The organism is Natronorubrum halobium (genome assembly GCF_051351675.1).
Classification (GTDB): Archaea; Halobacteriota; Halobacteria; order Halobacteriales; family Natrialbaceae; genus Natronorubrum.
The window spans coordinates 308,043-329,786 of the sequence record NZ_CP195595.1 but is presented as its reverse complement, the minus strand read 5'-3'; the positions used below and the strand labels follow the sequence as shown (position 1 = coordinate 329,786).

At 63.7% G+C, this 21,744-nt stretch carries 22 protein-coding genes; 16 read left to right on the top strand and 6 right to left on the bottom strand.

Annotation, left to right across the window (positions count from 1 at the left end; all coding sequences use genetic code 11):
* Window positions 1–197: 197 nt before the first annotated feature.
* The 6 genes from ACSFC7_RS01590 to ACSFC7_RS01565 all read left to right on the top strand — a co-directional run bounded on the left by ACSFC7_RS01590 (window position 198) and on the right by ACSFC7_RS01565 (window position 7,983).
* The gene (locus ACSFC7_RS01590) at window positions 198–3,317 is read left to right on the top strand and encodes a DUF7289 family protein (RefSeq protein ID WP_436346019.1); all 3,120 of its coding nucleotides are present in this window, start codon (window positions 198–200) and stop codon (window positions 3,315–3,317) included.
* Between the two features lie 93 nt (window positions 3,318–3,410).
* A complete protein-coding gene (locus tag ACSFC7_RS01585) occupies window positions 3,411–3,923 on the top strand; it encodes a hypothetical protein (protein ID WP_436346018.1) in 513 nt (170 codons plus the stop codon).
* Window positions 3,924–4,100: 177 nt separating this feature from the next.
* Window positions 4,101–4,625: a DUF7344 domain-containing protein gene (locus ACSFC7_RS01580; RefSeq protein ID WP_436346017.1), complete on the top strand. Its 525-nt coding sequence runs from the start codon at window positions 4,101–4,103 to the stop codon at window positions 4,623–4,625.
* 348 nt (window positions 4,626–4,973) lie between these two features.
* Window positions 4,974–5,741 carry a hypothetical protein gene (locus tag ACSFC7_RS01575; RefSeq protein ID WP_436346016.1) on the top strand — a complete coding sequence of 256 codons (768 nt, stop codon included), beginning with the start codon at window positions 4,974–4,976 and terminating at the stop codon, window positions 5,739–5,741.
* 101 nt (window positions 5,742–5,842) lie between these two features.
* A complete protein-coding gene (locus tag ACSFC7_RS01570; protein WP_436346015.1) occupies window positions 5,843–6,166 on the top strand; it encodes a hypothetical protein in 324 nt (107 codons plus the stop codon).
* 2 nt (window positions 6,167–6,168) lie between these two features.
* Window positions 6,169–7,983 carry a ribosome biogenesis/translation initiation ATPase RLI gene (locus ACSFC7_RS01565; RefSeq protein ID WP_436346014.1) on the top strand — a complete coding sequence of 605 codons (1,815 nt, stop codon included), beginning with the start codon at window positions 6,169–6,171 and terminating at the stop codon, window positions 7,981–7,983.
* 158 nt (window positions 7,984–8,141) lie between these two features.
* On the opposite strand, the gene ACSFC7_RS01560 is transcribed toward ACSFC7_RS01565, so the two are convergent.
* Window positions 8,142–8,663 (bottom strand): archaemetzincin family Zn-dependent metalloprotease, encoded by a 522-nt coding sequence (locus tag ACSFC7_RS01560; RefSeq protein WP_436346013.1) that lies wholly within the window; start codon window positions 8,661–8,663, stop codon window positions 8,142–8,144.
* Between the two features lie 39 nt (window positions 8,664–8,702).
* On the opposite strand from ACSFC7_RS01560, the gene ACSFC7_RS01555 reads away from it, so the two are divergent.
* The 3 genes from ACSFC7_RS01555 (at window position 8,703) to ACSFC7_RS01545 (ending at window position 11,037) form a co-directional block, all read left to right on the top strand.
* Window positions 8,703–9,110: a UPF0146 family protein gene (locus ACSFC7_RS01555; RefSeq protein ID WP_436346012.1), complete on the top strand. Its 408-nt coding sequence runs from the start codon at window positions 8,703–8,705 to the stop codon at window positions 9,108–9,110.
* A gap of 92 nt (window positions 9,111–9,202) precedes the next feature.
* A complete protein-coding gene (locus ACSFC7_RS01550) occupies window positions 9,203–9,862 on the top strand; it encodes a DUF3267 domain-containing protein (protein ID WP_436346011.1) in 660 nt (219 codons plus the stop codon).
* Window positions 9,863–10,161: 299 nt separating this feature from the next.
* Window positions 10,162–11,037, top strand: a complete 876-nt coding sequence (locus ACSFC7_RS01545) for a TIGR01548 family HAD-type hydrolase (RefSeq protein WP_436346010.1) — start codon at window positions 10,162–10,164, stop codon at window positions 11,035–11,037.
* Between the two features lie 109 nt (window positions 11,038–11,146).
* On the opposite strand, the gene ACSFC7_RS01540 is transcribed toward ACSFC7_RS01545, so the two are convergent.
* On the bottom strand, window positions 11,147–11,593 hold the full coding sequence (locus ACSFC7_RS01540) for a response regulator (protein WP_436346009.1): 447 nt from the start codon (window positions 11,591–11,593) through the stop codon (window positions 11,147–11,149).
* 253 nt (window positions 11,594–11,846) lie between these two features.
* On the opposite strand from ACSFC7_RS01540, the gene ACSFC7_RS01535 reads away from it, so the two are divergent.
* Window positions 11,847–13,424 (top strand): FAD-dependent oxidoreductase, encoded by a 1,578-nt coding sequence (locus ACSFC7_RS01535; protein ID WP_436346008.1) that lies wholly within the window; start codon window positions 11,847–11,849, stop codon window positions 13,422–13,424.
* Between the two features lie 131 nt (window positions 13,425–13,555).
* Window positions 13,556–14,158 (top strand): hypothetical protein, encoded by a 603-nt coding sequence (locus ACSFC7_RS01530; RefSeq protein WP_436346007.1) that lies wholly within the window; start codon window positions 13,556–13,558, stop codon window positions 14,156–14,158.
* A 78-nt stretch (window positions 14,159–14,236) separates the two neighbouring features.
* Here the strand turns inward: ACSFC7_RS01530 and ACSFC7_RS01525 are convergent, their stop codons facing one another.
* Window positions 14,237–15,073 (bottom strand): glycerophosphodiester phosphodiesterase, encoded by an 837-nt coding sequence (locus ACSFC7_RS01525; protein WP_436346006.1) that lies wholly within the window; start codon window positions 15,071–15,073, stop codon window positions 14,237–14,239.
* 41 nt (window positions 15,074–15,114) lie between these two features.
* Entirely contained in the window at window positions 15,115–16,149 is a 1,035-nt protein-coding gene (locus tag ACSFC7_RS01520) for an LLM class flavin-dependent oxidoreductase (RefSeq protein WP_436346005.1), read from the bottom strand.
* A gap of 116 nt (window positions 16,150–16,265) precedes the next feature.
* Between ACSFC7_RS01520 and ACSFC7_RS01515 the strand changes: the two genes are divergently transcribed.
* Window positions 16,266–16,523, top strand: a complete 258-nt coding sequence (locus tag ACSFC7_RS01515; RefSeq protein ID WP_436346004.1) for a hypothetical protein — start codon at window positions 16,266–16,268, stop codon at window positions 16,521–16,523.
* A 108-nt stretch (window positions 16,524–16,631) separates the two neighbouring features.
* The gene (npdG, locus tag ACSFC7_RS01510) at window positions 16,632–17,300 is read left to right on the top strand and encodes an NADPH-dependent F420 reductase (protein ID WP_436346003.1); all 669 of its coding nucleotides are present in this window, start codon (window positions 16,632–16,634) and stop codon (window positions 17,298–17,300) included.
* 118 nt (window positions 17,301–17,418) lie between these two features.
* Here the strand turns inward: npdG and ACSFC7_RS01505 are convergent, their stop codons facing one another.
* Window positions 17,419–18,138 (bottom strand): YIP1 family protein, encoded by a 720-nt coding sequence (locus tag ACSFC7_RS01505; RefSeq protein WP_436346002.1) that lies wholly within the window; start codon window positions 18,136–18,138, stop codon window positions 17,419–17,421.
* 113 nt (window positions 18,139–18,251) lie between these two features.
* On the opposite strand from ACSFC7_RS01505, the gene ACSFC7_RS01500 reads away from it, so the two are divergent.
* The gene (locus ACSFC7_RS01500) at window positions 18,252–19,211 is read left to right on the top strand and encodes a cobalamin-binding protein (protein ID WP_436346001.1); all 960 of its coding nucleotides are present in this window, start codon (window positions 18,252–18,254) and stop codon (window positions 19,209–19,211) included.
* A complete protein-coding gene (locus tag ACSFC7_RS01495; protein ID WP_436346000.1) occupies window positions 19,208–19,696 on the top strand; it encodes a desampylase in 489 nt (162 codons plus the stop codon). Before ACSFC7_RS01500 ends, ACSFC7_RS01495 begins: the two co-directional genes overlap by 4 nt.
* A 209-nt stretch (window positions 19,697–19,905) precedes the next feature.
* Here the strand turns inward: ACSFC7_RS01495 and ACSFC7_RS01490 are convergent, their stop codons facing one another.
* The gene (locus ACSFC7_RS01490) at window positions 19,906–21,396 is read right to left on the bottom strand and encodes a sulfatase-like hydrolase/transferase (RefSeq protein ID WP_436345999.1); all 1,491 of its coding nucleotides are present in this window, start codon (window positions 21,394–21,396) and stop codon (window positions 19,906–19,908) included.
* A 116-nt stretch (window positions 21,397–21,512) separates the two neighbouring features.
* On the opposite strand from ACSFC7_RS01490, the gene ACSFC7_RS01485 reads away from it, so the two are divergent.
* Window positions 21,513–21,707 (top strand): hypothetical protein, encoded by a 195-nt coding sequence (locus tag ACSFC7_RS01485; RefSeq protein ID WP_436345998.1) that lies wholly within the window; start codon window positions 21,513–21,515, stop codon window positions 21,705–21,707.
* Window positions 21,708–21,744: the final 37 nt, after the last annotated feature.

Sequence of the window (21,744 nt, the reverse complement as noted above, 5' to 3'; positions counted from 1 at the left end):
ATGGTAGCTGGGTAGTTAGTCGTCTACTCGAGTTCGCAACTCCATTTGTGGTGTGCGTTTTACGATTGGGATACATCCTCTGCTCCACGGGATAGCATCTTCGGCCCCAGCTGTTTGTGGGAGCGTATCAAACCAGTAGTGGCGTCCTCTAAACGTTCCTGAATATATTTATAGTGACAACATTCTATTGGGATATAATGGCTGGTGAATGTGGGAAAAAGAAGGGGTGTCGCTCTCGAGGGGTAAGCCCCATTGTGGGTCTCATACTCCTCTTTGGGATGGTGATTGCAGGGGCAGCACTGTTGTTGATGGTCGGCTCGCCGATGCTCGATGCATTCGAATCGGAAAACGAGCGCGAACGAGCCCATCTTTGTATGGACGAGACGGATCACCAACTCGCGACGGTCGCGGCAACTGGCGAGCAGCGTTCGATGCCGGCGACCGATATTTCGGACTGCCAGATCGACGTTACCGACGGGGGACAGATCGAGTTCGTCTGGTACAACGACTCCGAGGCCGACGATATCCCGTGGGACGATGACGACCGAACCGCTTCCGCTGAACTCGGTGCCCTCGAGTTCGAACTCGAGGACCGAACGATCGCGCATCAGGGCGGTGCCATCTGGGAGTACACCGGTTCGGAGACGCGGATCGTCTCGGAACCCGGAATTAGTTACAAGAATGAGTCCGCCCAGGAGAATGGGTCCATCCAGTTCAATATCATGCTCCTCGACCAGGACGAACTGTCGAGTTCTAATCCGGTCGCGCGAGCCGACCACGACAGAAGCGACGAACTGGCCGCAGAGATCACCGAGGCTGCCAGCAACTCCGACGGAGCGAACGTCGCGATCCGAATCGAGAGCGCTTATCACGATGGATGGAACCGACATCTCGAGGATGCACTCGTGGCGGACGAAGACGCAAACGTGAACGTCGATATTTCGCACGACTCGGACGCCGGGACCGTCGAAGCGCTGGTTGAAGGAATCAGGGAGACCTCCGAGGACCCAGACCTATTCATCGAGGAAGACGGAGGGATTGGAAATACAGTTGGAGACAACGATCAACGTGTTGAAGTCGGCGATCATCTTGATTTCACGATTCGGGTGAATAATACTGGTGATCGAATCCCACAACCAAACACAACTGTCTCTATTCTTGGCACGTCAGTTGAGGAGACGCAAAACTTCGCATTTCCGTCTGGCACACGTAGCAAAGATATTCAAATCAACCACAATGGGTATCGAGACGAGCTGAAACCCGGTCATACCTATCAGTATCAATATTCGTTTGACATCAACGACGAGTCGCTCGACACTCCCGGCGAGTTCTACCTCGGAAAGCCAGGAACGCACTTCAACGTCACCGACGATGACATCGAAACGACACCTGACGGCGACGGAAACACGACGATCAGCGCGGACATCTGGAATCAGGGCGTCGAGAACGCGACGGGGGACGACGCACAAAACATCTCGCTCGAGTTCGACCACCCCAACATCGACGGCGTTGAGCAAGAACTCGAACTCGACTACGGAGCTGAGGGGACAGTCGAGTGGACGATAAACGAGAGCGCGTGGCCGAGCGGGAACTATTCGTTTACCATCGAGACCGAAGACGACGACGCGACGGGGGTCCTCAAAATCGACGGTGGCCAAGCGGGAGACGGATTCGTCATCGTCGAGGATCACGGTGTTCTCGACGGCCCAGGAGACACCGGCGATCAGCGGGTCGATGTAACGGAGTCGACGTTCAAGATTGGGACGAAGATCACCAACACGAACTACGACACCGAGACGCAGGAGGTGACGCTGGTGCTTCCGGGCGAAGCTGGTAGCGAACCAGACCCCGAAACGGTGACGCTCGAGTCGAACGAGTCCGAAACGGTTGAGTTCGAACTCGAGACCGACGACTTCGACGCCGGCTCGGTGTACGAGTACAACGTCTCGACCGAGGACAACGCGATGACGTCGCCCGGCTCGTTCTACGCCGGCAAATCTGGCACACACTTCGATGCGTCGGAGACGAACGCGACGCACGACGACGAGTACGTCACGGTCACGTCGAACATCACGAATCTCGGCGTCGAATCCGGCTCTCAGGAGGTCGGCTTCGAACTCGAGTATCTGGGAGACCTCCCGGAAAAACTCGAGGGTGACAGTCCCTACGGCTATCTCGGCGAGAGGGCGGTCGAGCGATCGTTCGGCGAGTCGGGAACCATCGAACTGAAACTCAACGAGAGTACCCTCATCGATGGGACGTACGAGGCAACAATTCACACGGATGATGGCACGGACAGTGTCGAATTCGATGTTGACGCCGGAATCGATCCCGGACGAGTTGGACTGGGCGCAGTCGAAGACGCGGAAGTAACCGTCGAAGTCCTCGGCTCACAAGTGTCCGGTGACGGTACAATGTGGTCTGGCTGGTTCCCTCAATCGGTCCACAATCTGGCCCCGATGACGTTGGACGTACTGGCAGACGAGGAGGAGGTACACTCCTTCGAAAATCCAGCCGGTGGGGACAACATCAATACCGGCCCGACGTGGCAGGACAAAAGTGACGACAGTTATACGTACAATTTCTCCGTCGAAGACGAGATCGAACTCACGCTGCGGAACACGCGGCATACCACCTGTCAAGCCCAATCGACTGACCCGAGTTCGCTTCCGCACTATACGGGACCAACTGACCGAGACTTCATGTGGTGTAACGATGCCCCGAGCGGCGAGGCATTCGGACCGATCGACGCCTCGCAGGGCGAGAACTTGCAGAACGTCCGGGTTCGGAGCGCCGAGAACAACACGATTCCCGCCCTTCCAGCGGGTAACGACCAACAGCTGAGCGCGACCGAAGTGCTCGAGCAGCAGGGACTGATCGCGGACAGCGGCGACGAACTCGACCTCGGCCCCGGTGAGTTCGTGTTCCTCTTCGAGAACACGGAGTCGACGGACGAAGAGGGTATCGACGCGCTCTGGGACGACGCGATCGACACCTACGAGGAGTACCCCGATCAAACGTACGACCCGAACTTCAACGACCTGATCGTCTACGTCGAAGTCGAACGCGCAGGCGTCAACCCCAACACACCGAGCATCACGATCATGCCCGGTGGCGGTGACGAAACTGACGTGAGCCACGGCGGCTCTGACGGCGTCGGTGAGGTCGGTGATGTCCATGTCGATATCGGCGAGGGCAGTTCCAGCGGCGGTGACTCCCCTTCAGTTGGAACCGGTGAATCCGCCGGCAGCTCGGGAGACAATCAGTCGGTCGAGACGGGGATCGACATCGATACCGATTACATCGTGATCGGGTAATCTCTCCGGCGTGCCGTCGCCTCGTTGGATTACCTACGAAACGGAAACATTAGATAAATGCGTACGATCATATATATCGGGATCGGACTCCTCATGGTTGGTGCGTTGATCGTCGCCACCTCGAGCGGCGCTTTCGACGTAGCTAACGCGGATAGAGGGGTAGGCGTCGAAACAGCAAGCGACGAAAGTGCGCTTCTTGGCTTCGAATATCCGTCGGAAGATAGAACGCTCGAGCTAAATAGTGACGATGCCGACGGTGGTGGCGGATGTTTTCTTGGTTTCTGTTCGCCGTACAGGTATAACGATGTGGTGATCGTAGTTTTCGAAGACAATACGCCGTCCAATGAGTTATCTATCGGTGAGAATGACTTGACAGTCGATGTCGATAATGACGATATCGTTGGTGGTGAAGAACTTAGACACGAACCGACTGACGATGGATTACGCGTCGTGCTCGGTGATTTTCGTTGTTCATCAGCAGGAGCCTTTGGCAGTGGCGATCAGCAACATCGTAGTGCGACGGTGACGATCGATGCTGAGGTCAGTGGCGAGAAAATTAGTATAGACCTCGAGCGAACGGTCGATCTCGAGTGCGTTGCCGATTGAGAACTAGCTCGATGGAGTCATACTCACACCGAGCCCGTTCCATATATCGGTGATGCGGAACCAACCACGTTACCGGAAAGATCGCGGTGAGTGAGGCGGTGACATCCTTCGGCGAGAAAGGTTATGTATCGTAAAGACGTTCTTTCACAGCAATAGGAGTGTTCGATGGCAGCTAAGATGGGAGAAGATTCGAATAGAGGCGAAATTTTCGATCTGTTGAGTAACCACCGCCGCCGGTACGCCATCCACTACTGCAAGCGCGAGAACGAACCCGTCACGCTGGGCGATCTCGCCGAGCACGTCGCCGCCTGGGAACTCGACAAAGAGGTTCAGGAACTTACTTCCGCGGAGCGAAAGCGTGTCTACACTTCCCTACAGCAGACACACCTACCGACGCTCGAGCGAGCCGACATGATCGAGTTCGACGACCGAACGATCGAACTCACCGACGATGCAACGGAGCTGGACGTCTACCTCGACGTCGTTCCCGCGGACTCGATCCCGTGGGGGATGTACTACCTGGGACTGACCGGCGTCGGTGCGATCGTGATGGGGGGGCTGTGGCTCGAGGTCGTACCGACCGAGACGATACCTGAACTCGGTTGGGCAACGCTGATCTTTGCGTTGTTTGCTGTGTCGGCCATCGTCCACGTCGGCCAGAGTCGACGAATGCGACTCGGTGAGATGGAGCGACCACCGTGAGCGAAAGCTGAGAGTTCGCTCCATCGATCTACGTGTGTTCTAACGCCACGAATATCTCCAAGTAGTTCTAAACGAAATGAACGTTCTGAAGAGTAGACTGTATTTTTACTGTGATAGTATCATGCTACGTTGAGTCTCGTGTCGGAGACGGATGATGCTCACTGACACGGCTATCGTGGCGAGCCGTGTCAGTCCGACCGTGCAAATCGTCTCTCCGAGGCTGATCTGCTACGTATGTTCGCGAATCGACTGAGTACACTCGCAGTTGGGCTGTTGATCGTCGGTGGGTTGTTACTGACTGGACCGTCGTTTGGGTTCAATTCGTTGGCTGCCGACCGGGGAGTTTCCGTGATAACTACTGACGAGAACGCGTTTCTCGAGATCGACAACCAGGACATGGTCGGACCGGTCGCCGGAAACAACGATGAGCCGACGACGGTCGCGTCGCTTACGAACAACGTCGACCAGACGACACAGATCGACGTGTCGATCGTGTCGATTGACAACGCGAACGACGATATACTGGCCGTAGATACCGCAGATTTCGAGCTCGGACCGAGCGAGTCGACGTCGGCTCGCGTTCAGTGTGCACGGGCCGAGAGCGTCGGTGAACAAGAGGTCACGTTTCAGGTGGAAACGATGAACGCTCCCCTCACGGTGACAGGGGCGACATTTACGACAGTAGTCGACATCGATTGTGGAACTGGTAGCGGACAGATCGAGCCGACGGATTCGGGACTCAGTGATGTCGCCGCGAGTGATCTTACGCAGGGCGGTACGAGCCAGACACAGACGTTCGCATTCACCCTTACGGAGGACCTCTCTACCGGCGATACGACGACTATCACCGCCAGTAGCGTCGGAAACGGTAACCGGCTCGATTACAGCGAGGCGAGTGCCAATACGGACGATCCAGGAATCGTTACGGAGACGTCCGGCAACGATTACGAACTCGTCTTCGAAGCGACTGATGACATCGCTCGAGGCGAACGGGTTTCGATCACCGTTGACGGTGTCGAGACCAAAAAGAACGCTGCTAAACAGTCTCCATACGATGTCAGCTTCGACCGAAACGACAAGGAGGCGACCGAAGAGACATCCTTCAGCGTCGACTAGCGTTCTCGGGTACGACTAGTACGAAATCTCTGTGCAGTCACTGATAACCACTCGTCTGCCAATGCGAACGCCTTTTTAGCCCCGCACACGGACTCCATCACATGTCGACCGAATCGATCAGTGACCGACGCGAGCACATCCGCTCGATCAGCGTGACGTCGCTGGCAGCGCTGCTCGGCGTCGCCGCGGCGCTCGCCTCGATGTCCATCACGGGCGACGTCTCGCCGGGCGACGCGGCGACCGACATGCGCGCGCTCATGCTCGTCGCAGGGGCGATCCTCGCCCAGTTCATCCTCTTCGACTTCACGAGCATCTACGGCGAGGACGAGTTCGGGGCGAAACACTACCTGTTCATCGTGTTCATGACGTTCTCGTTCTGGTTCGTGACGTGGGGCATCCTGCTCACCACGGAGGCGGCTCCGTAACCATGGCGGACGACAGCATCGCCGTCGTAGACTTGGATCGGTGCCAGCCCGACCGCTGTAGCTACGAGTGTAAGAACTACTGTCCGCCGAACCGGACGGGCAAGGAGTGTATCACCCTTCGCGGCGAGGAGGCCGACGAGGGTCAGCCCGAACAGATCCACATCTCCGAAGAGATCTGTCTCGGCGAAACGTGTGGCATCTGCGTCGAGAAGTGTCCGTTCGACGCGATCGAGATCATCAACCTGCCCAAGGAACTGCAGGACGATCCGGCCCACCGCTACGGCGAGAACGCCTTCTCGCTGTACGGGCTTCCCGCACCACAGGAGGGGCAAGTGACCGGAATCCTCGGTCCGAACGGGATCGGGAAGACCACCGCCGTCCGCATCCTCGCGGGGGAACTCGAGCCGAACCTCGGCCGCCACGACGAGGATATCGACTGGGACCAGGTGCTCGAGGCCTACCGCGGGACGGAGCTTCAGGACTACATCGCGGACGTTCGCGACGGCGAGATGACCATCTCGCGAAAGCCCCAGTACGTCGATCAGATTCCGAACAGTTTCGACGGCAACACTCGCGAACTGCTCGAGCAGACCGACGAGCGAGGCGAACTCGACTATCTGGTCGAGCGGCTCTCGATCGGCCCCGTCATGGAGCAGGCGATCGACGACCTCTCCGGCGGCGAACTCCAGCGAGTCGCGATCGCCGCGACGCTGGCCCGCGATACGGACTTCTACTTCCTCGACGAGATCACGCCGTATCTCGACATCGGCCAGCGCGTGACGGTCGCGCGGCTCATCCGCGAACTCGCCGAGGAGGAGAACCGGTCGATGCTCGTGGTCGAACACGACCTCGCGATCCTCGACCTGCTGGCGGATACGCTCCACGTCGCCTACGGTGAACCCGGCGCGTACGGTGTCGTCACCGCACCGAAGTCCGTCCGAAACGGGATCAACGAGTACCTCTCGGGCTACCTCGACAACGAGAACATGCGGATTCGGCCGAACCCCATCGAGTTCGAGGAACACGCCCCCCGAACCACGGGCCACGCCGACACGCTCGTCGAGTACCCCGACCTCACCAAGAGCTACGGCGACGGCGAGTTCAGCCTCGAGGTCGAGGGCGGCGAGATCCGGAAAAACGAAGTGCTCGGCATCGTCGGTCCCAACGGGATCGGGAAGTCGACGTTCGCCAACCTCCTCACCGGCAACCTCGAGCCCGACGAAGGCGACGCCGATCTGGACCTCGAGATCTCCTACAAACCGCAGTACGTCACCATCGACCAGCACATGCGGGTCGACGCCTTCCTCTCCTCGATTACGGACCAGTTCGGCTCCTCGTACTGGAACACGGAGATCGCCCAGCCGCTCCAGTTGGAGCGGATCATGGAGCAGAACCTCTCGGATCTCTCCGGCGGTGAACGCCAGCGGGTCGCCATCGCGGCCTGTCTGTCGGACTCCGCGGATCTCTACCTGCTCGACGAACCCTCCGCACACCTCGACGTCGAACAGCGCGTGCAGGCGACGAGCGCGATTCGCCGGTACGCCGAACAGCAGGATGCCACCGTCCTGGTCATCGACCACGACATCTACATGATCGACCTGCTCGCGGATCGGCTGATGGTCTTCGACGGCGAACCCGCCGTCCACGGCCGCGCCGGCAACCCACAGCCGATGCGCGACGGCATGAACGAGTTCCTCGCGAACCTCGAGGTGACGTTCCGTCGGGACGAGCGCACGTCGCGACCGCGAATCAACAAACCCGATTCACAGCTCGACCGCGAGCAAAAGCGCGAAGGCGAGTACTACTACGCTCCCTGAGCCGGTCTGACCGGTCGTTCGATCGGGTAGTCTCTTCTCGCCGGCCTCTTTCTGCTCACTTGTCATACTCGTTGCCCAATCCCTCGAGGAGAGTCCTCACCAGTGCTCGTCGGACGATATCGGACCGGAAATAGGGGTATCGAGTCAGGCGTATCCGCTTACCGAACCAGTCGCTGGCAGCTCCCGCAGAGGTTCTCCTCTTTGATGTCGACCTCGCGGACGGTCGGCGAGAAGTTCATCACGCAGCGGTTGTTGTCACAGTGCTCGAGGCCGTAGGTGTGACCGATCTCGTGGACGATCTCCTTGCGGACGCGATCCTGAAAGATGTCGTTCGCGCTCTGGTTCGAGAAGCCGCCGTCGCTCGAGGTCTGGAGCCGGTAGGTCGAGACGACGCTCCCGCTGCCGTCGAGATAGGCGAGTCCGAAGACGTAGTTACGCCGCCGGTAGAAGAGGTCGTGTGGCGTGACGGCGATGTTTTTCTCTCCGCGGCCGATCCGTTCGGCGAGCTGGATGAACGTTTCGGCGGCGTACTGATTCCGGTCGGCGTCGTACGCGCCGTTCGGGACCGACTGGGCGTCGTTGACCGTGACGTCGCAGTCGTAGACCGATCGCAACGCGGCGGAAGCCACCCGCTTGACGTTCGCGGGGACGTTGCCGACCGGCACGATATCGACGAGCATGGAAAACGCTATGGCCGCGGATGGCATAAACGTCCCGCCGTGTCCCACTCTCGCCGTCACTCGGACCTGCTCGAGGCCCTCGCCGAATACGATCGGCTCGTGGAGGTCGGAATCGGCCGCCGAACCGACGTTGCGGCGGCGCTCGTCGACCGGGATGTTACCGTCACCGCGACCGACGTGTACGATCGCGGGAGTCCGGAGCCCGTGCGGTTCGTCCGCGACGATATCGTCGACCCCGACCCGGAACTCTACGCCGATGCCGACGCGGTGTACGCTCTGAACCTCCCGCCGGAACTCCACCGGCCGGCGCTCGAGGCCGCCCGCGACGCCGACGCCGATTTCCTGTTTACGACGCTCGGTGGCGATCAGCCCGCGGTGCCGGTCGAACGGCGGACGATCGACTCCGGGACGCTGTACGTGGCTCGAGCGACGGGAACCACCGACTGATCGGCTCCACGACCGACTGACCGACCACGGAACCGCCGGCGTGACAGTCCGGTTCGAACGAGTTATTGGGGTGCGAACCGTTCCGGGAATCGATGCCTGCCGAGTACGTGCTGATCGCCGCTGCGATCGTCGTCGCGATCGTGGCGCTTTCGGTCGCGATCGTCGGTGTCAGCTATCTCCTCTCGCTCGCGCTCGTGTGCGTTACCGCACCCGGCGTCGTCGTCCACGAGTTCGCCCACAAGCAGGCCTGCGACCTCGTCGGCGTCCCCGTCGTCGAGGTGGTCTACTTTCGATTCGGGAATCCGCCGGGCTACGTGCGCCACCACCAACCGAGGCGCTATCGCACCTCGTTCGTCATCAGCGTCGCCCCGTTCCTGGTCAACACCGTCGTCGCGTTCGTCGCCTTCCTCGGATTCGCGTGGCTCGTGACGACGACCGGCGACGGCGGCTCACCGGCCGCCCTTCTCGGCGACCTCTCGACGGCCTCGAATCAGACGCTCGCCTTCGCGGCCCTCTGGGGCTGGTGGGGGCTCTCCGTCGGAATGCAGGCGTTTCCGAGCACCGGCGACGCGAACACGCTCTGGGCTCGCTCGAGAGCCGAGTGGCGGCGCTCGCCGGTCGTGTTGCTCGGGGTGCCCGTCGTCCTCGTCATCTACCTCGCGAACCTGCTCTCGTGGCTCTGGGCCGACGTGTTCTACGCGCTGGCGCTGGGCGTCGCCGCGTTTTACGTGATCGGGACGCTCGGATTCTGAGGGTGCGTCGACCCACGTGCGGCGGCGCGCGCTGAGTCGGGGTGAGCGATTAGCGAACCGCGGCTCGAACACGAGCGACTGCGTGGAAGACGCGAAGCGTCTTTCTGTGGATGAGCGAGCGACTGTGGCGCGAGCGAATCGGCTGGGGAGGGTGTGGAAATCACTGCCGCCGGCGACAGCAACCCGATCGATCGTCCTGCAACTCGCTTCGAAACGCTCGAGGACGCCACGGGCAGCGACAAGAGCACGTCGAGTGCGAATCCGACCGCCTTTATCCGTGGGACCTCGTCTGAACATCCATGAACGCAGATGCTGTCGTCCTCGATATCGACGGCGTGCTCGTCGACGTCGAAGACTCCTATCGACGTGCGATCCTCGAGTCCATCGAGCACGTTTACGATCGAACGATCCGCAAGGCCGACATCCAGCGGTTCAAGGACGCCGGCGGGTTCAACAACGACTGGGAACTGACCTACGCCGCCGCGCTGTACGTGCTCGCGACGAGCGAGAACTACGGCAAATCGATCGACGAGTTCACCGACGAGATCGCGACTCGAGGCGGCGGCCTCGAGGCGGCCGAAACCGCGATCCGGGACGAACTCGGCGCGCGGGCGACCCAGCGGGTGACGAACCGCTGGGATCGCGAGCGACTCCGCGACGTCTTCCAGCAACTGTATCTCGGGGCCGACCTCTATCGGGGTCTCGAGGGCGGCGAGCCCGATATCGAGAGCCGCGGCTTCATCCACGACGAACCGATCCTGCTCGCCGACGAGACGCGCGAGTCCCTCCTCCAGGGCTACGACGTGGGTGTCGTAACCGGTCGCCCGGAAGCCGAGGCCGAAATCGCCTTAGAGCGCGTGGGACTCGAGGGCGAGATCCCGCTCGAACACCGGTTCACGATGGACGACTGGGAGGAGGGCAAGCCCCACCCGCGGGCGCTGACGACGCTCGCCGATCGGTTCGACGCCGATCGCGTGGTCTTCGTCGGCGACACGTTAGACGACATTCGGACGGCCACGAACGCGGCCGATGCGGATCCCGACCGCGACTACCACGGGATCGGCGTTCTCACGGGTGGACTCACCGGCGAGGAGGGTCGAGAGAAGTACGCAGCGGAAGACGCGTCGGCGGTCCTCGATTCGATCGACGACCTGCCGGCGCTGCTCGAGGAGTAAGCCCGGTCTCGGTCTGATAGGTCGGTTGTCAGTCATTTCCAGCGCAACGGCGAACCGTCTTGCGGTTGCGCCGATAAACAGGTACAATCGACCCTATGAGGAGCGACGCCTACAAATCGGCGTTCGGGAACCGGACGAACGTGAGCCAGAAGTTCTCGATGGAGCGAACGAGTGAGGCGACCGCCTCGGTGTCCGCTGGCTTCTGCAGCGCGGCGTTCGCGTGGAGATCGTACGAGCGGCGGATCTCCGCATCGTCATCGCCAGTCGTCAGCACGATCACGGGGATCGATTTCAGCGCCGGTTCCGTTTTAATCTCCGAGAGGACGGCTTCGCCGCTGATTTCGGGTAGCTGTGAGTTCAGAAACACGATGTCGGGCCGGGGCCTGTCGGCGTACTCGCCGCGCTGATGGACGAACTCGAGTGCGGTCTCTCCGTCGGAGGCGGTGTCGATCTCGGTCTCGCTACGGACGTCCCCGAACGAGTCGACGAAGAGAGTCGCGTCTCCCGGGTCCGGTTCGACGAGCAGTATCGAAATTACGTCCTCAGGCGGCGTCATGGCCTAAATACGAACGTCGATATGATGAAGGGAGCGGTTTTCAGGATCGAAGACACTGCACTCGAGGCAGACGTGTGATCAGCCACGAGCCAGCCCAGCGACTGGACAGGAACAATCAGATCAGCGATCGAACACGAACCAACCAGTCCAGCGATCGGAATGGAACACGAGGACGCTCGTCCGGTCGGTACGTCGACTTGCACGTCCGCCCGCCCCTTTTTTGCCCGCCGTCGGTGTAGCCCGCCGCAGATCGATGCCCGAGTTCACCCGCAGCGACCTCCCCGGCGACCCGACCTCACCCTGGCTCGCGAGCACGCTCGAGGCCGAGGGCGGTGACGAATCGTCCGCCGACGAACCGACGAGCGGCGAACCGACCAGCGACGAAACCGACGCCGAACCGCTCACTGACGATCGGTCGGTCGACGTCGCCGTCGTCGGCGGCGGTATCGCCGGCCTCTCGACGGCAATCGAACTCCGCGAGCGCGGCCGGACGGTCGCCGTCCTCGAGCGCGATCGAGTCGCGACGGGGATCACGGGCAAGTCGACGGCGAAACTGACCAGCCAGCACGGGAAGATCTACGACCACCTGCGCCGGGAGTTCGGCCGGCGACAGGCGAGCCAGTACGCGCGGGTCCAAGAGGACGCCATCGACGAGGTCGAACGCCGGATCGACGAGTTGGGAATCGAGTGCGGGTTCGAACGCCAGCCGTCCTATCTCTACGGCAACGAACCCGACGCGATCCGGCGCGAAACCGACGCCGCACGGGCCGCGGGCCTCGAGGCGACCTACGTGACCTCCGTCCCGCCGTTCGAACGCGCGGAAGCGGGCGTCCGTTTCGACGACCAGGCCTGGTATCACCCGCGGAAGTACCTCCTCGGGATCACGGACGAACTCCGGGCGGACGAGGGGGCGGCCGTCTACGAACACACCCGCGTGACGGACGTCGACCCGGGGACGCCGTGTCGCGTCCGGACGCCCGAGGGCTCGGTGACGGCGCGACGCGTCGTCATCGCGACCGGTTTCCCCATCCTCGACCGAGCGGGCTACTTCGCGCGGATGCACCCGAAGCGCTCCTACGTGCTCGGGATCCGCCTCGACGGCGAGCCGCCCGAGGGGATGTACTACCGGTCGGGGGACAACTACCGCTCCGTGCGAACCCACCGCGATTCCGAGGGTGAACTCCTGCTCGTCGGCGGCGAGAACCACAAGACGGGCCAGGGTGGATCGACCGCCGACCGCTACCGGCGACTCGAGCGCTGGGCGCGCGAGCGGTTCCCGGTCGACGAAATCGCCTACCGGTGGTCGACGCAGGACTACAAACCGGTCGACAAGGTGCCGTTCGTCGGTCGGATCGGGGCCGCCGAGAACGTCCTCGTCGCGACCGGCTTCCGCGGCTGGGGGATGACCAACGGCGTCGCCGCCGGAACCCTCCTCGCCGCGACCATCGCCGGCGAGGAGCCGCCGGAACGCGACCTCTTCTCGCCGCTGCGATTCACGCCGAAGACGTCGGCCGGCAAGACCCTCACCGAGAACGCCGACGCGGCGAGCCAGTTCGCCACCGACTGGGCGCGTGCGCTGCTCTCGCCGGATACCGAGTCGCTCGAGCCGGGCGAGGGCCGGATCGTCCGCCGCGGCGGGAAGCCGATCGCCTGTTCGCGCGACGACGACGGCGAACTCCACGCGACGTCGGCGGTCTGTACCCACATGTACTGTCTCGTCGAGTGGAACGACGGCGAGTCCAGCTGGGACTGTCCCTGTCACGGCTCGCGATTTTCGCCCGACGGCGAGGTGCTCGAGGGGCCGGCGACCGAGGACCTGCCGACTCGCTGATCGAGGGCGTCCGACGTGGACTCACTGATCGACGGCGTTCGCCCCAATTCGCCGTCGATGTCGAACGTGCGGCCGAGGCCGTCGACGACCAAACCGAAAGTATATGTGACAACTGCGGTGAACTATCACCGATGGTGACGTCACTCCGTTCGAGCGTCGAGACCGTCCTCGCCGACGCCGGCCGTGCGTTCGGCACCTTCGTCGGACTACTGTGGGGCTGTCTCCTCGCCGGACTGGTCGGCGCTCGAGCGGTCGCGCTGTCGTCGTACGATCTGGTCGTTCCGCCCGAATTCGGCTGGGTCGCGTTGTTCGTCGTGGCCGCCCTCGGAACCACCTGGCTCGAGGGCGGTGGCTACGAACGGTTCGGCGCGGATCCCGACGGCGGCGCGACGTTGGCGTGGCTGGCGATCTTCTTCGTCCCGCTCGCGTTCCTCCCGACGCGGCTCGCGTTCGGGTTCCTGACCGGGCTGCAGGCGCTCGACTACCTGTTCGCCCTCGCGACGACGCTGTGTTCGGGCTGGCTCGCGTTCTACGGCGGCCTCGAGCGACTCGGTCTCGCGCCGGACGACTTCCTCCGCGTGGTCGTCTACGCCGTCGCGCTCGGTGCGATTCCCGTTGGGGCCGTCGTGCTGTTCGACGCGACGTGGCTGACCGACGACCTCGTCGCTGCCGCCGTCGCGGCGGGCGTGCAGCTCGCCGCCTGCTGGCTCGGCTTCACGAAGGACGTCCCCTGAGCGCGGGAACCAGTCTCTGACGCCCGGAATCCGCTTCGCTCCTCTCTGCTGGTACTCGCTCCTGACTGCCGGAATTCGTTACGACGACGCGCTCGAGAACGCGCCGAGTCCCGGATAGTCGGCGATGATCCCGTCGACCCCCGCCTCGGCGAGGGCCGCGAACTGGTGCCAGTTCGTGGCCGTCCAGACGTTGACCGTCCGTCCCTCCGCGTGAGCTTCCTCGAGTACGTCGATCTCCGGTGCTCCGGCCGAAAAGCCGGCGTATTCGGCGTTCGCCAGCCCGGTTCCCACGATCGCGTTTCGCGGCGGGTGGATCGCCTCGCAGTCGTAGCGGCGCGCGATCTCGAGGCCGGCCTCGAGATCGTCCCAGACGAGCGTCGCGGCGGGATACGACGATGCGAGTTCGCGAACGGCCGCCAGCGCGCCCTCGCAGAACGAGGAGAAGAGGATTTCGCCGTCGAAGGCGGCACACTCGTCGACGACGCGCTCGACGAACGGCGTCCAGACCTCGCGGCGTTCGTCGCGCTCGTCCGCGGCGAGCGACTCGGCGAACCGCAGGTCGGTCGTTCCCGGATTCTTCAACTCGACGTTGACGCCGACGGTCTCGGGGATCGCCTCGAGGAACCCCGCGAGCGTCGGAACCGTCGCTTCGGTTCCGAGGACGCGGGTCGTTTGGATGTCCTCGAGATCGGTTTCCCAGACCAGCCCCGACGCGTCGGTGAGCGGACGGCCGTCGCGAGCGCCGTCCAATCGCTCGTCGTGGATGACGACCGGGGTTCCACAGGCCGCCGGCTGAACGTCGATCTCGAGCATCGCGGTCTCGTCGTACTCCGCCGCGGCTACTGCGGCGCCGACGGTGTTCTCGGGTGCGACCCCGGCGAAGCCGCGGTGGGCGATGACGGTAGGCGTGTCCATAGTTCGACGACGACGGCGGCGGTAATGGGCGCTGTGCTCTCTCAACGCGACGAGAGCCCGACCGCGTCGGCGAGCAACTCGTGCGACCGCAGCGTATCCTCGGGATCCGCGATCTGGTTCTGGACGATCACCTCGTCGACGCCCACCTGCGCCGCGAGTTCCTCGAGTAGGTCCCGAACCGTCTCGGGACTGCCGGAGATCGCTCGCGGCCACTCGCCGGGTTCGATCGGTAGCTGCGTCGGGTCGGGAACGCCGCCGAGAACGTCGATCGCCTCCTCAACCGAGCGGATCGGCAGCCGGTCCATCCGGCCGCTTCGGAGCAGCCGCGAGGACGCCTCGGTCGTCGCGCGAAGCCGTGCTGCTTCCTCGTCGGTCTCCGCGCAGGTGACGTTCGCCGCGAGCATGCCGTGTGGTTCGTCAGGGCCGGCGCCGTAGGCGGACGGTTCGAAGTGCTCGTGATATACCTCGAACGCTCGCACGGCCGGATCGGGTCTGATGAACGCGGCGAAGCAGTACGGCAGCCCCAGTTCGCCGGCGATCTTCGCGCTCGAGGGACTCGAGCCGAGCACCCACGGTTCCGGGACGGAATCGGCCGCTCGAGGCAGGTCCAATCCGGCGAACGGGTGGTCGTCCGCGAACCCGTCGAAGAGGTGTTTCGCCACCTCGTCGATCTTCTCGGCGTGGTCGTTCGCGGTTCGCCGCTGGCTCCGATCCACCTGCAGGGCGAGGTCTCGGGTCGGGTTTCCGGTGGCTCGACCGAGGCCGAGGTCGATGCGTCCGGGGGCGAGCGCGTCGAGGACGCTGAACGTCTCCGCCACCTTGTACGGGCTGTAGTGGTTGAGCAGGACCGTCCCGGAGCCGACCCGGATGTCGGTTGTCTCGGCGGCGACGCGGGCGATCAGCACCTCGGGCGTCGTGCTCGCGATCAACTGCGTGAAGTCGTGGTGTTCGGCCACCCAGAATCGCGAGTAGCCGAGCCGTTCGGCCTGCTGGGCGCGCTCGACGGTGCCTTCGAACGCCTCCGTCGCGCTGCCGCCCTCCGGAATCGGTGCGAGATCGACGATCGATAGCTCCATACCGTCAGGATGGGGTCAGCGCGGGAAGTGTCTGCGCATTCCGAACTCGTCGCCGACCGTCGCGCCCGACCACTGACGGCCCAGCATTCACGACGCTCCCGACCGAAGCCGTATCCATGACCGACACCACGCTCGAGGACGTCGAACGAAACCTCAACCGCGCGACCGATCTTGAGGAGGAAGAGGCCCTCTCCGTCCTGCGAACGACGCGACAGGACCTCGAGGATCTGGGCACCGCCGCCGACGTCGATGAGGAGCGACGCCGGGAACTCGAGGACCGCCTCGAGCAGCGCATTCGGGAGGTCGAGGAGCGCGACGCGTACGACAGCGGGTTGGGCGCATCGATGAACCCCGATGAGGACGAAGCGCCGTAGGGGCTTGGACGACCCCTCCTCCGGCGGAGTACGGGTGCCCGTCTGAGAACCCGGCGAGATCGGCCGGCCCCCACCCCTTTTATTCGGGTGCCGTCCCGAGAGTGGGGTATGCGAATCGCACTACTCGGCGGAACCGGCGACATCGGGCAGGGACTCGCCCTGCGCTTTGCACACGACACGGACCACGAGGTCCTCATCGGCTCGCGCGATCCCGAGAAGGCGCGGGACGCGGTCGAGACCTACGAGGACGAACTCGAGTCCCGCGGCGCCGAATCGAACGTCAAGGGCTTCGCGAACGAGATGGCGGCCGACCGAGCGGACGTCGTCATCCTCAGCGTGCCGCCGTACTACGCCGGCGACACCGTCGAGGCCGTCGAAGACGACCTCGACTCGGCCTCGATTCTGGTCACCCCCGCGGTCGGCATGCAGGGCGACGAGGACGGCCTGCACTACCACCCGCCGGGGACCGGCAGCGTCACCGAACTCGTCGCCGAGCGCGCGCCCGACGAGGTGCCCGTCGTCGGCGCGTTCCACAACCTCGCGGCCGACGCCCTCTCGGACCTCGACAACGACCTCGATCTGGACACGCTGCTCGTCGCGGACGACGATAACGCGAAGGAGACCGTTCGCAACCTGGCCAACGAGATCGAGGGCCTGCGCGCGCTCGACGTCGGCCCGCTCGCCAACGCCGCCGAGGTCGAGAGCGTCACCCCGCTGGTCATCAACATCGCGAAGTACAACGAGGAGCTTCACGATGTCGGCGTCAAGTTCCACTAGAATCCGAAATTCGCTCACCGGTAGCTGATCCGGATGGCGTTGTCTGACACGGACAGAGTGCTGAGAAGCCCCTGAATCCGTAATCTCGATTCCTGATTCGACTGGGATGGGTGAGCCGCTACAGGAGACCGAACAGGCCGAAGAGTCCCAGCGGAACGCCGACGCTGACCGCGGCCGCCGCTCGAGAGATCTCCGCTTCCCGCGTCATTCCGCCGGTGAGCAGGTACCACTGCCAACCGAGTGTAACGAGCGACGCCAGCAGGAGAACGGGCTGTACCGGAGCCAGCGCCGACTCCAGTACGGTCACTGCCCGGTCGGGATCGGTGATCGTCACGCCCTCGAGGGCGACCCATAATCCGCCAAGTCCGACTGCGAGCCGGAAGAACTCCGGGAGCGCCGCCCAGCCGGCGAGCGCCAGCGAGCCCGCGAACGAGGGATTCCCGTTCGCGAGCCGTCCGGCTCCGAACAGCACCACGCCGCCGACGAGCCAGAGCACGAACGGCCCGATCAGTGCGATCCAGAGGAAGTCGTGCACCGCTTCCTGCGCCATCGCCCCCATATCGCGTTCGATCGTCTCGGGTGCGTCGCAGCCGTCCAGCATCTCTTCGTGCGTGTTACAGACCTGTTCTGGCGGTCGATCCGGGTTATCCATCGTGACCGTCCCGTCCACCGAACCGGCGAGCATCGTCCCGACGAGCAGGATCGAACCGACGAAACAGAGCGCGAACAGCGCGACGATTCCCGCCGCAACCGGAAGCGTTTCGGCCGGGGATCGTTCGTCGAAGAACGACGTCGGCGACAGGAGGAGTCGTTTGAGACTGCGAACGGCGAGGACCATTATCTCCGAGGAGTTTTTACCACAGCGGTAAATGTTTTTCTTCGTAGGTCTGGTGAGGGGATCCTACCCGGGAGAGGCCGTTGCTTTTGGTCACACACCACCAACGACGACTCATGCGAATCGTCACGACGCTTCCCTCGGCGACCGAAACCGTCGCCGCGCTCGGTCTCGAGCCCGTCGGCGTCTCCCACGAGTGCGATCACCCACCCGGCGTCGAGTCGCTGCCATCGGTTACCGACTCGAGGATCGATGCCGAGGCCTCGAGCGGAGAGATCGACCAGCAAGTCCTCGACAATTCCGAGGCGGGCGTCTACGACGTCGATGTGGGCCTCCTCGAGTCCCTCGAGCCCGACCTGATCGTCACGCAGGGGATGTGCGACGTCTGTGCGGTCGACGAGGTCGTCATCGAGAATGCCGTCGACCAGATCGATTCCGACCCGGAGATTCTGACTACCGACCCCCACAGCGTCGCGGACGTGCTCGACGACCTCGAGCGAATCGGCCGGGCCACGGGCCGCGAGGACCGCGCCCGCGAGGTCCGGGCCGAACTCGAGTCGCGAATCGAAACCGTCCAGAACCGAACCGCGGACCTCGCACCTGACGACCGCCCTCGAGTCGCCGTCTTCGACTGGACCGACCCGGTCATGATCGCGGGCCACTGGACGGCCGACCTGGTCGAGTGGGCCGGCGGGACGTACGGGCTGGCCGATTCGGGAGATCGCTCGAGACCCCGCGAGTGGAACCGGATCCGCGAGTACGACCCCGAACTCGTCGTCGTCGCGCCGTGTGGCTTCGGCCTCGAGCAGACCGCCGAGAACACCGCGGACCTCACCGAGCGCGAGGGCTGGGACGACCTCACCGCAGTTCGGGAGGGCCGCGTCTGGGCGATGGACGGCCACCACTACCTGAATCGGCCGGGGCCGCGACTGGTGGACACGCTCGAGGCGCTGGCGCCGATCGTTCAGCCCGAGTTGTTCGACGAGTCGACGCCGCCAGTTGCGCTCGAGGAGATCGCCGTCCCCTTCGAGACGCTCGTGGATCGCTCCGAGGCGGACGCGCGGCCGGAGCCGTGACCGACGGTTCCGTTCCCGAGTCCGGTCCCGCACTCGTCGTCCCCGCCGAGATACGAGATCGAATCCTCGAGCGCGCTCGAGAGGGCCAGCCCGAGGAGATCTGTGGCATCTTCGGCGGCGAATACGATTCCGCCCCCGACGGTCGGAGTCGCGTCCGGTCGCAGTACCCCGCGGAGAACGTCGCGGAGACGCCGCGAACGCGGTATCGCATCGATCCCGAGGCCCAACTCGAGATCTTCGAGCGCCTCGAGGACCGCGGCGAGGAGATCGTCGGCTTCTACCACTCGCATCCCCGCGGCCCGCCGCGGCCAAGCGAGACCGACGCGGCACAGGCGACGTGGCCCGACCGGTCGTATCTGATCGTCTCGCTCGAGCCGCTCGAGATCGGCTCCTGGCGCTGGCGAGAGTGTGATACTGGCGATGATACTGCGAGCAAACCCGGTGAGGAGGGGCGATTCGAGCGAGAACGGCTCGTCGTCGATTGAGTTGCGTCAGTCACGACGAGTCCTGCTCACGTGGCAACGGGGAATTTCCACGTCCTCCCCAGCCGACTCGCTCGTTCACTTCGTTCACTCACTCGCCCCTCGCACGACGTTATCGACGCACCCTCACCGAGTTCGGGCCCGTCGACAGCGCGCGCCACCGCACGTGGATAATCGGTGATCGACGTGGACGGTCGGTTGGCCGGGTGTCGTCACGACGCGTTTCTCAGCACGTCCGGCACCCAGCCCTGATTCGGATCGTCCGTCTCGTCCATCCACCCGATCAGGTGCTCGCGCATCTTCCGGCGCACCTCGCCGTACTCGGGGTGGTCGATCAGGTTCTGCAACTCGGCCGGATCGCCCTCGAGATCGTACAACTCGTCGATATCCGGCCCGTTGTAGACGTACTTGTACCGATCCGTGCGGACCATTCGTTGGGTGTAGAGCCCGAACTCGTCGCCGTGGTACTGGGCGAACGTGGAGTCGGGCCACTCCGACGGCACGTCGTTCGGATCACCGCCGGACTCGAGTAGCGGCACGAGACTCCGCGAGTCGAACGCCTCCGGAACCGCCACGTCGCCCATCTCGAGGAACGTCGCCGCCAGATCGTGCAGATGCACGGGCGCCTCGCAGACCGACCCCGGCTCGGTGACGTCGGGCCAGCGCACCTGCAGCGGAATCCGGTAGGTGTCGTCGTACATCAGCGGGCCCTTGTTGAACTGCCGGTGGTTGCCGACGAAGTCGCCGTGATCGGAGGCGTGGACGACGGCCGTCTCGTCGGCCAGACCGTGCGCCTCGAGCGCCTCGAGAATTCGCTCGAGTTGGTCGTCGATCATCGTCACGAACCCCCAGTACTTCGCGGTTGCTTCGGCCCAGTGGTCCCAGTCGAAGCCGTCGGCGCCGCGGTAGTGGAGGTAGTTCTCGTGGACCTGGGGTTTCCCCTCGTAGGTCTCGGCGTAGCTCGCGGGCGGCTCGATAGCGTCGGGATCGTACATCGAGGCGTAGGGCTCGGGGACGACGTAGGGGTGGTGTGGGCCGTAGAAATCCGCACGGTGGAAGAACGGCGCGTCGTCGCCCTCGCTGTCCCCCTCACCGTCCGCGTGCGCCTCGATCGCGTCGATCGTCCGCTCGGCGAGAAAGTAGGCGCGGGTCTCCTCGACGTCGACGGGCGTTTTGGCGGCGACGAAGGTCCCCCCGCTGGTGTCTCGGGGATCGCTTCCGGTGTAGAGTTCCTCCTCGAGGTCGACCTCGCCCAGCGGAACCCCTCGCTCCTCGCGGTACTCGCGAAACGCGTCGTCGATGTCGTCGTGGTGTTTGTCGCTGCCGCCGAGATACGAGAAGCCGAAGTCCTCGGGCGTCTGGTCGCGGCCGACGTGCCACTTGCCGGTGTAACTGCATTCGTACCCGCTCTCGGCCAGTTCCTCGGAGAAGGTCGTCATCTCGGGGGGCAGATTCGCCCGGATCGCGTCGGCCTCGTGGCTGTTGTTGAGCATCCCGTGACCGTGGGGGAACCGGCCGGTCATGAGCGACGCGCGGGCGCTCGTACAGATGCTGATCGGCGTGAACGCCTGCGAGAAGCGCATCCCCTCGCTCGAGAGCCGATCCATCGTCTCGGTCTCGACCGGCGGGCCGTCGACTGCGCTACAGTCGTATCGTTCCTGGTCGGTGAGGACGAAGAGGACGTTCGGTCGGCTGTCGGCCATCGGACGTGATACGCCGACGCCGTAGTTAATGGTGGGGCCTGCTTCGAGGGCTCGAAGATAACTCACGCCTATATCGAGGCCGGTCGTTGAGTTGCTCCGGTTCGAAAGGGGGAGCCGTGCCGATCGCGAACTGTACGGTGTGTGAGTGGGAACGGCGAACGGACGACGACTCGAGCGCGGACATCAATCGGGCGATGATCGATCACTACGTCGAGACCGGCCACGGACCGATCGAGCGGCTCGACCTCGAGGACGCGCTGTCGACGCTATCGGCTCGTCACTCCTCGCAAAGACGTCTCGAACGCGAGTAGCGACTGCTTGGAACCGATGGTTGGCCGCGGATGGATT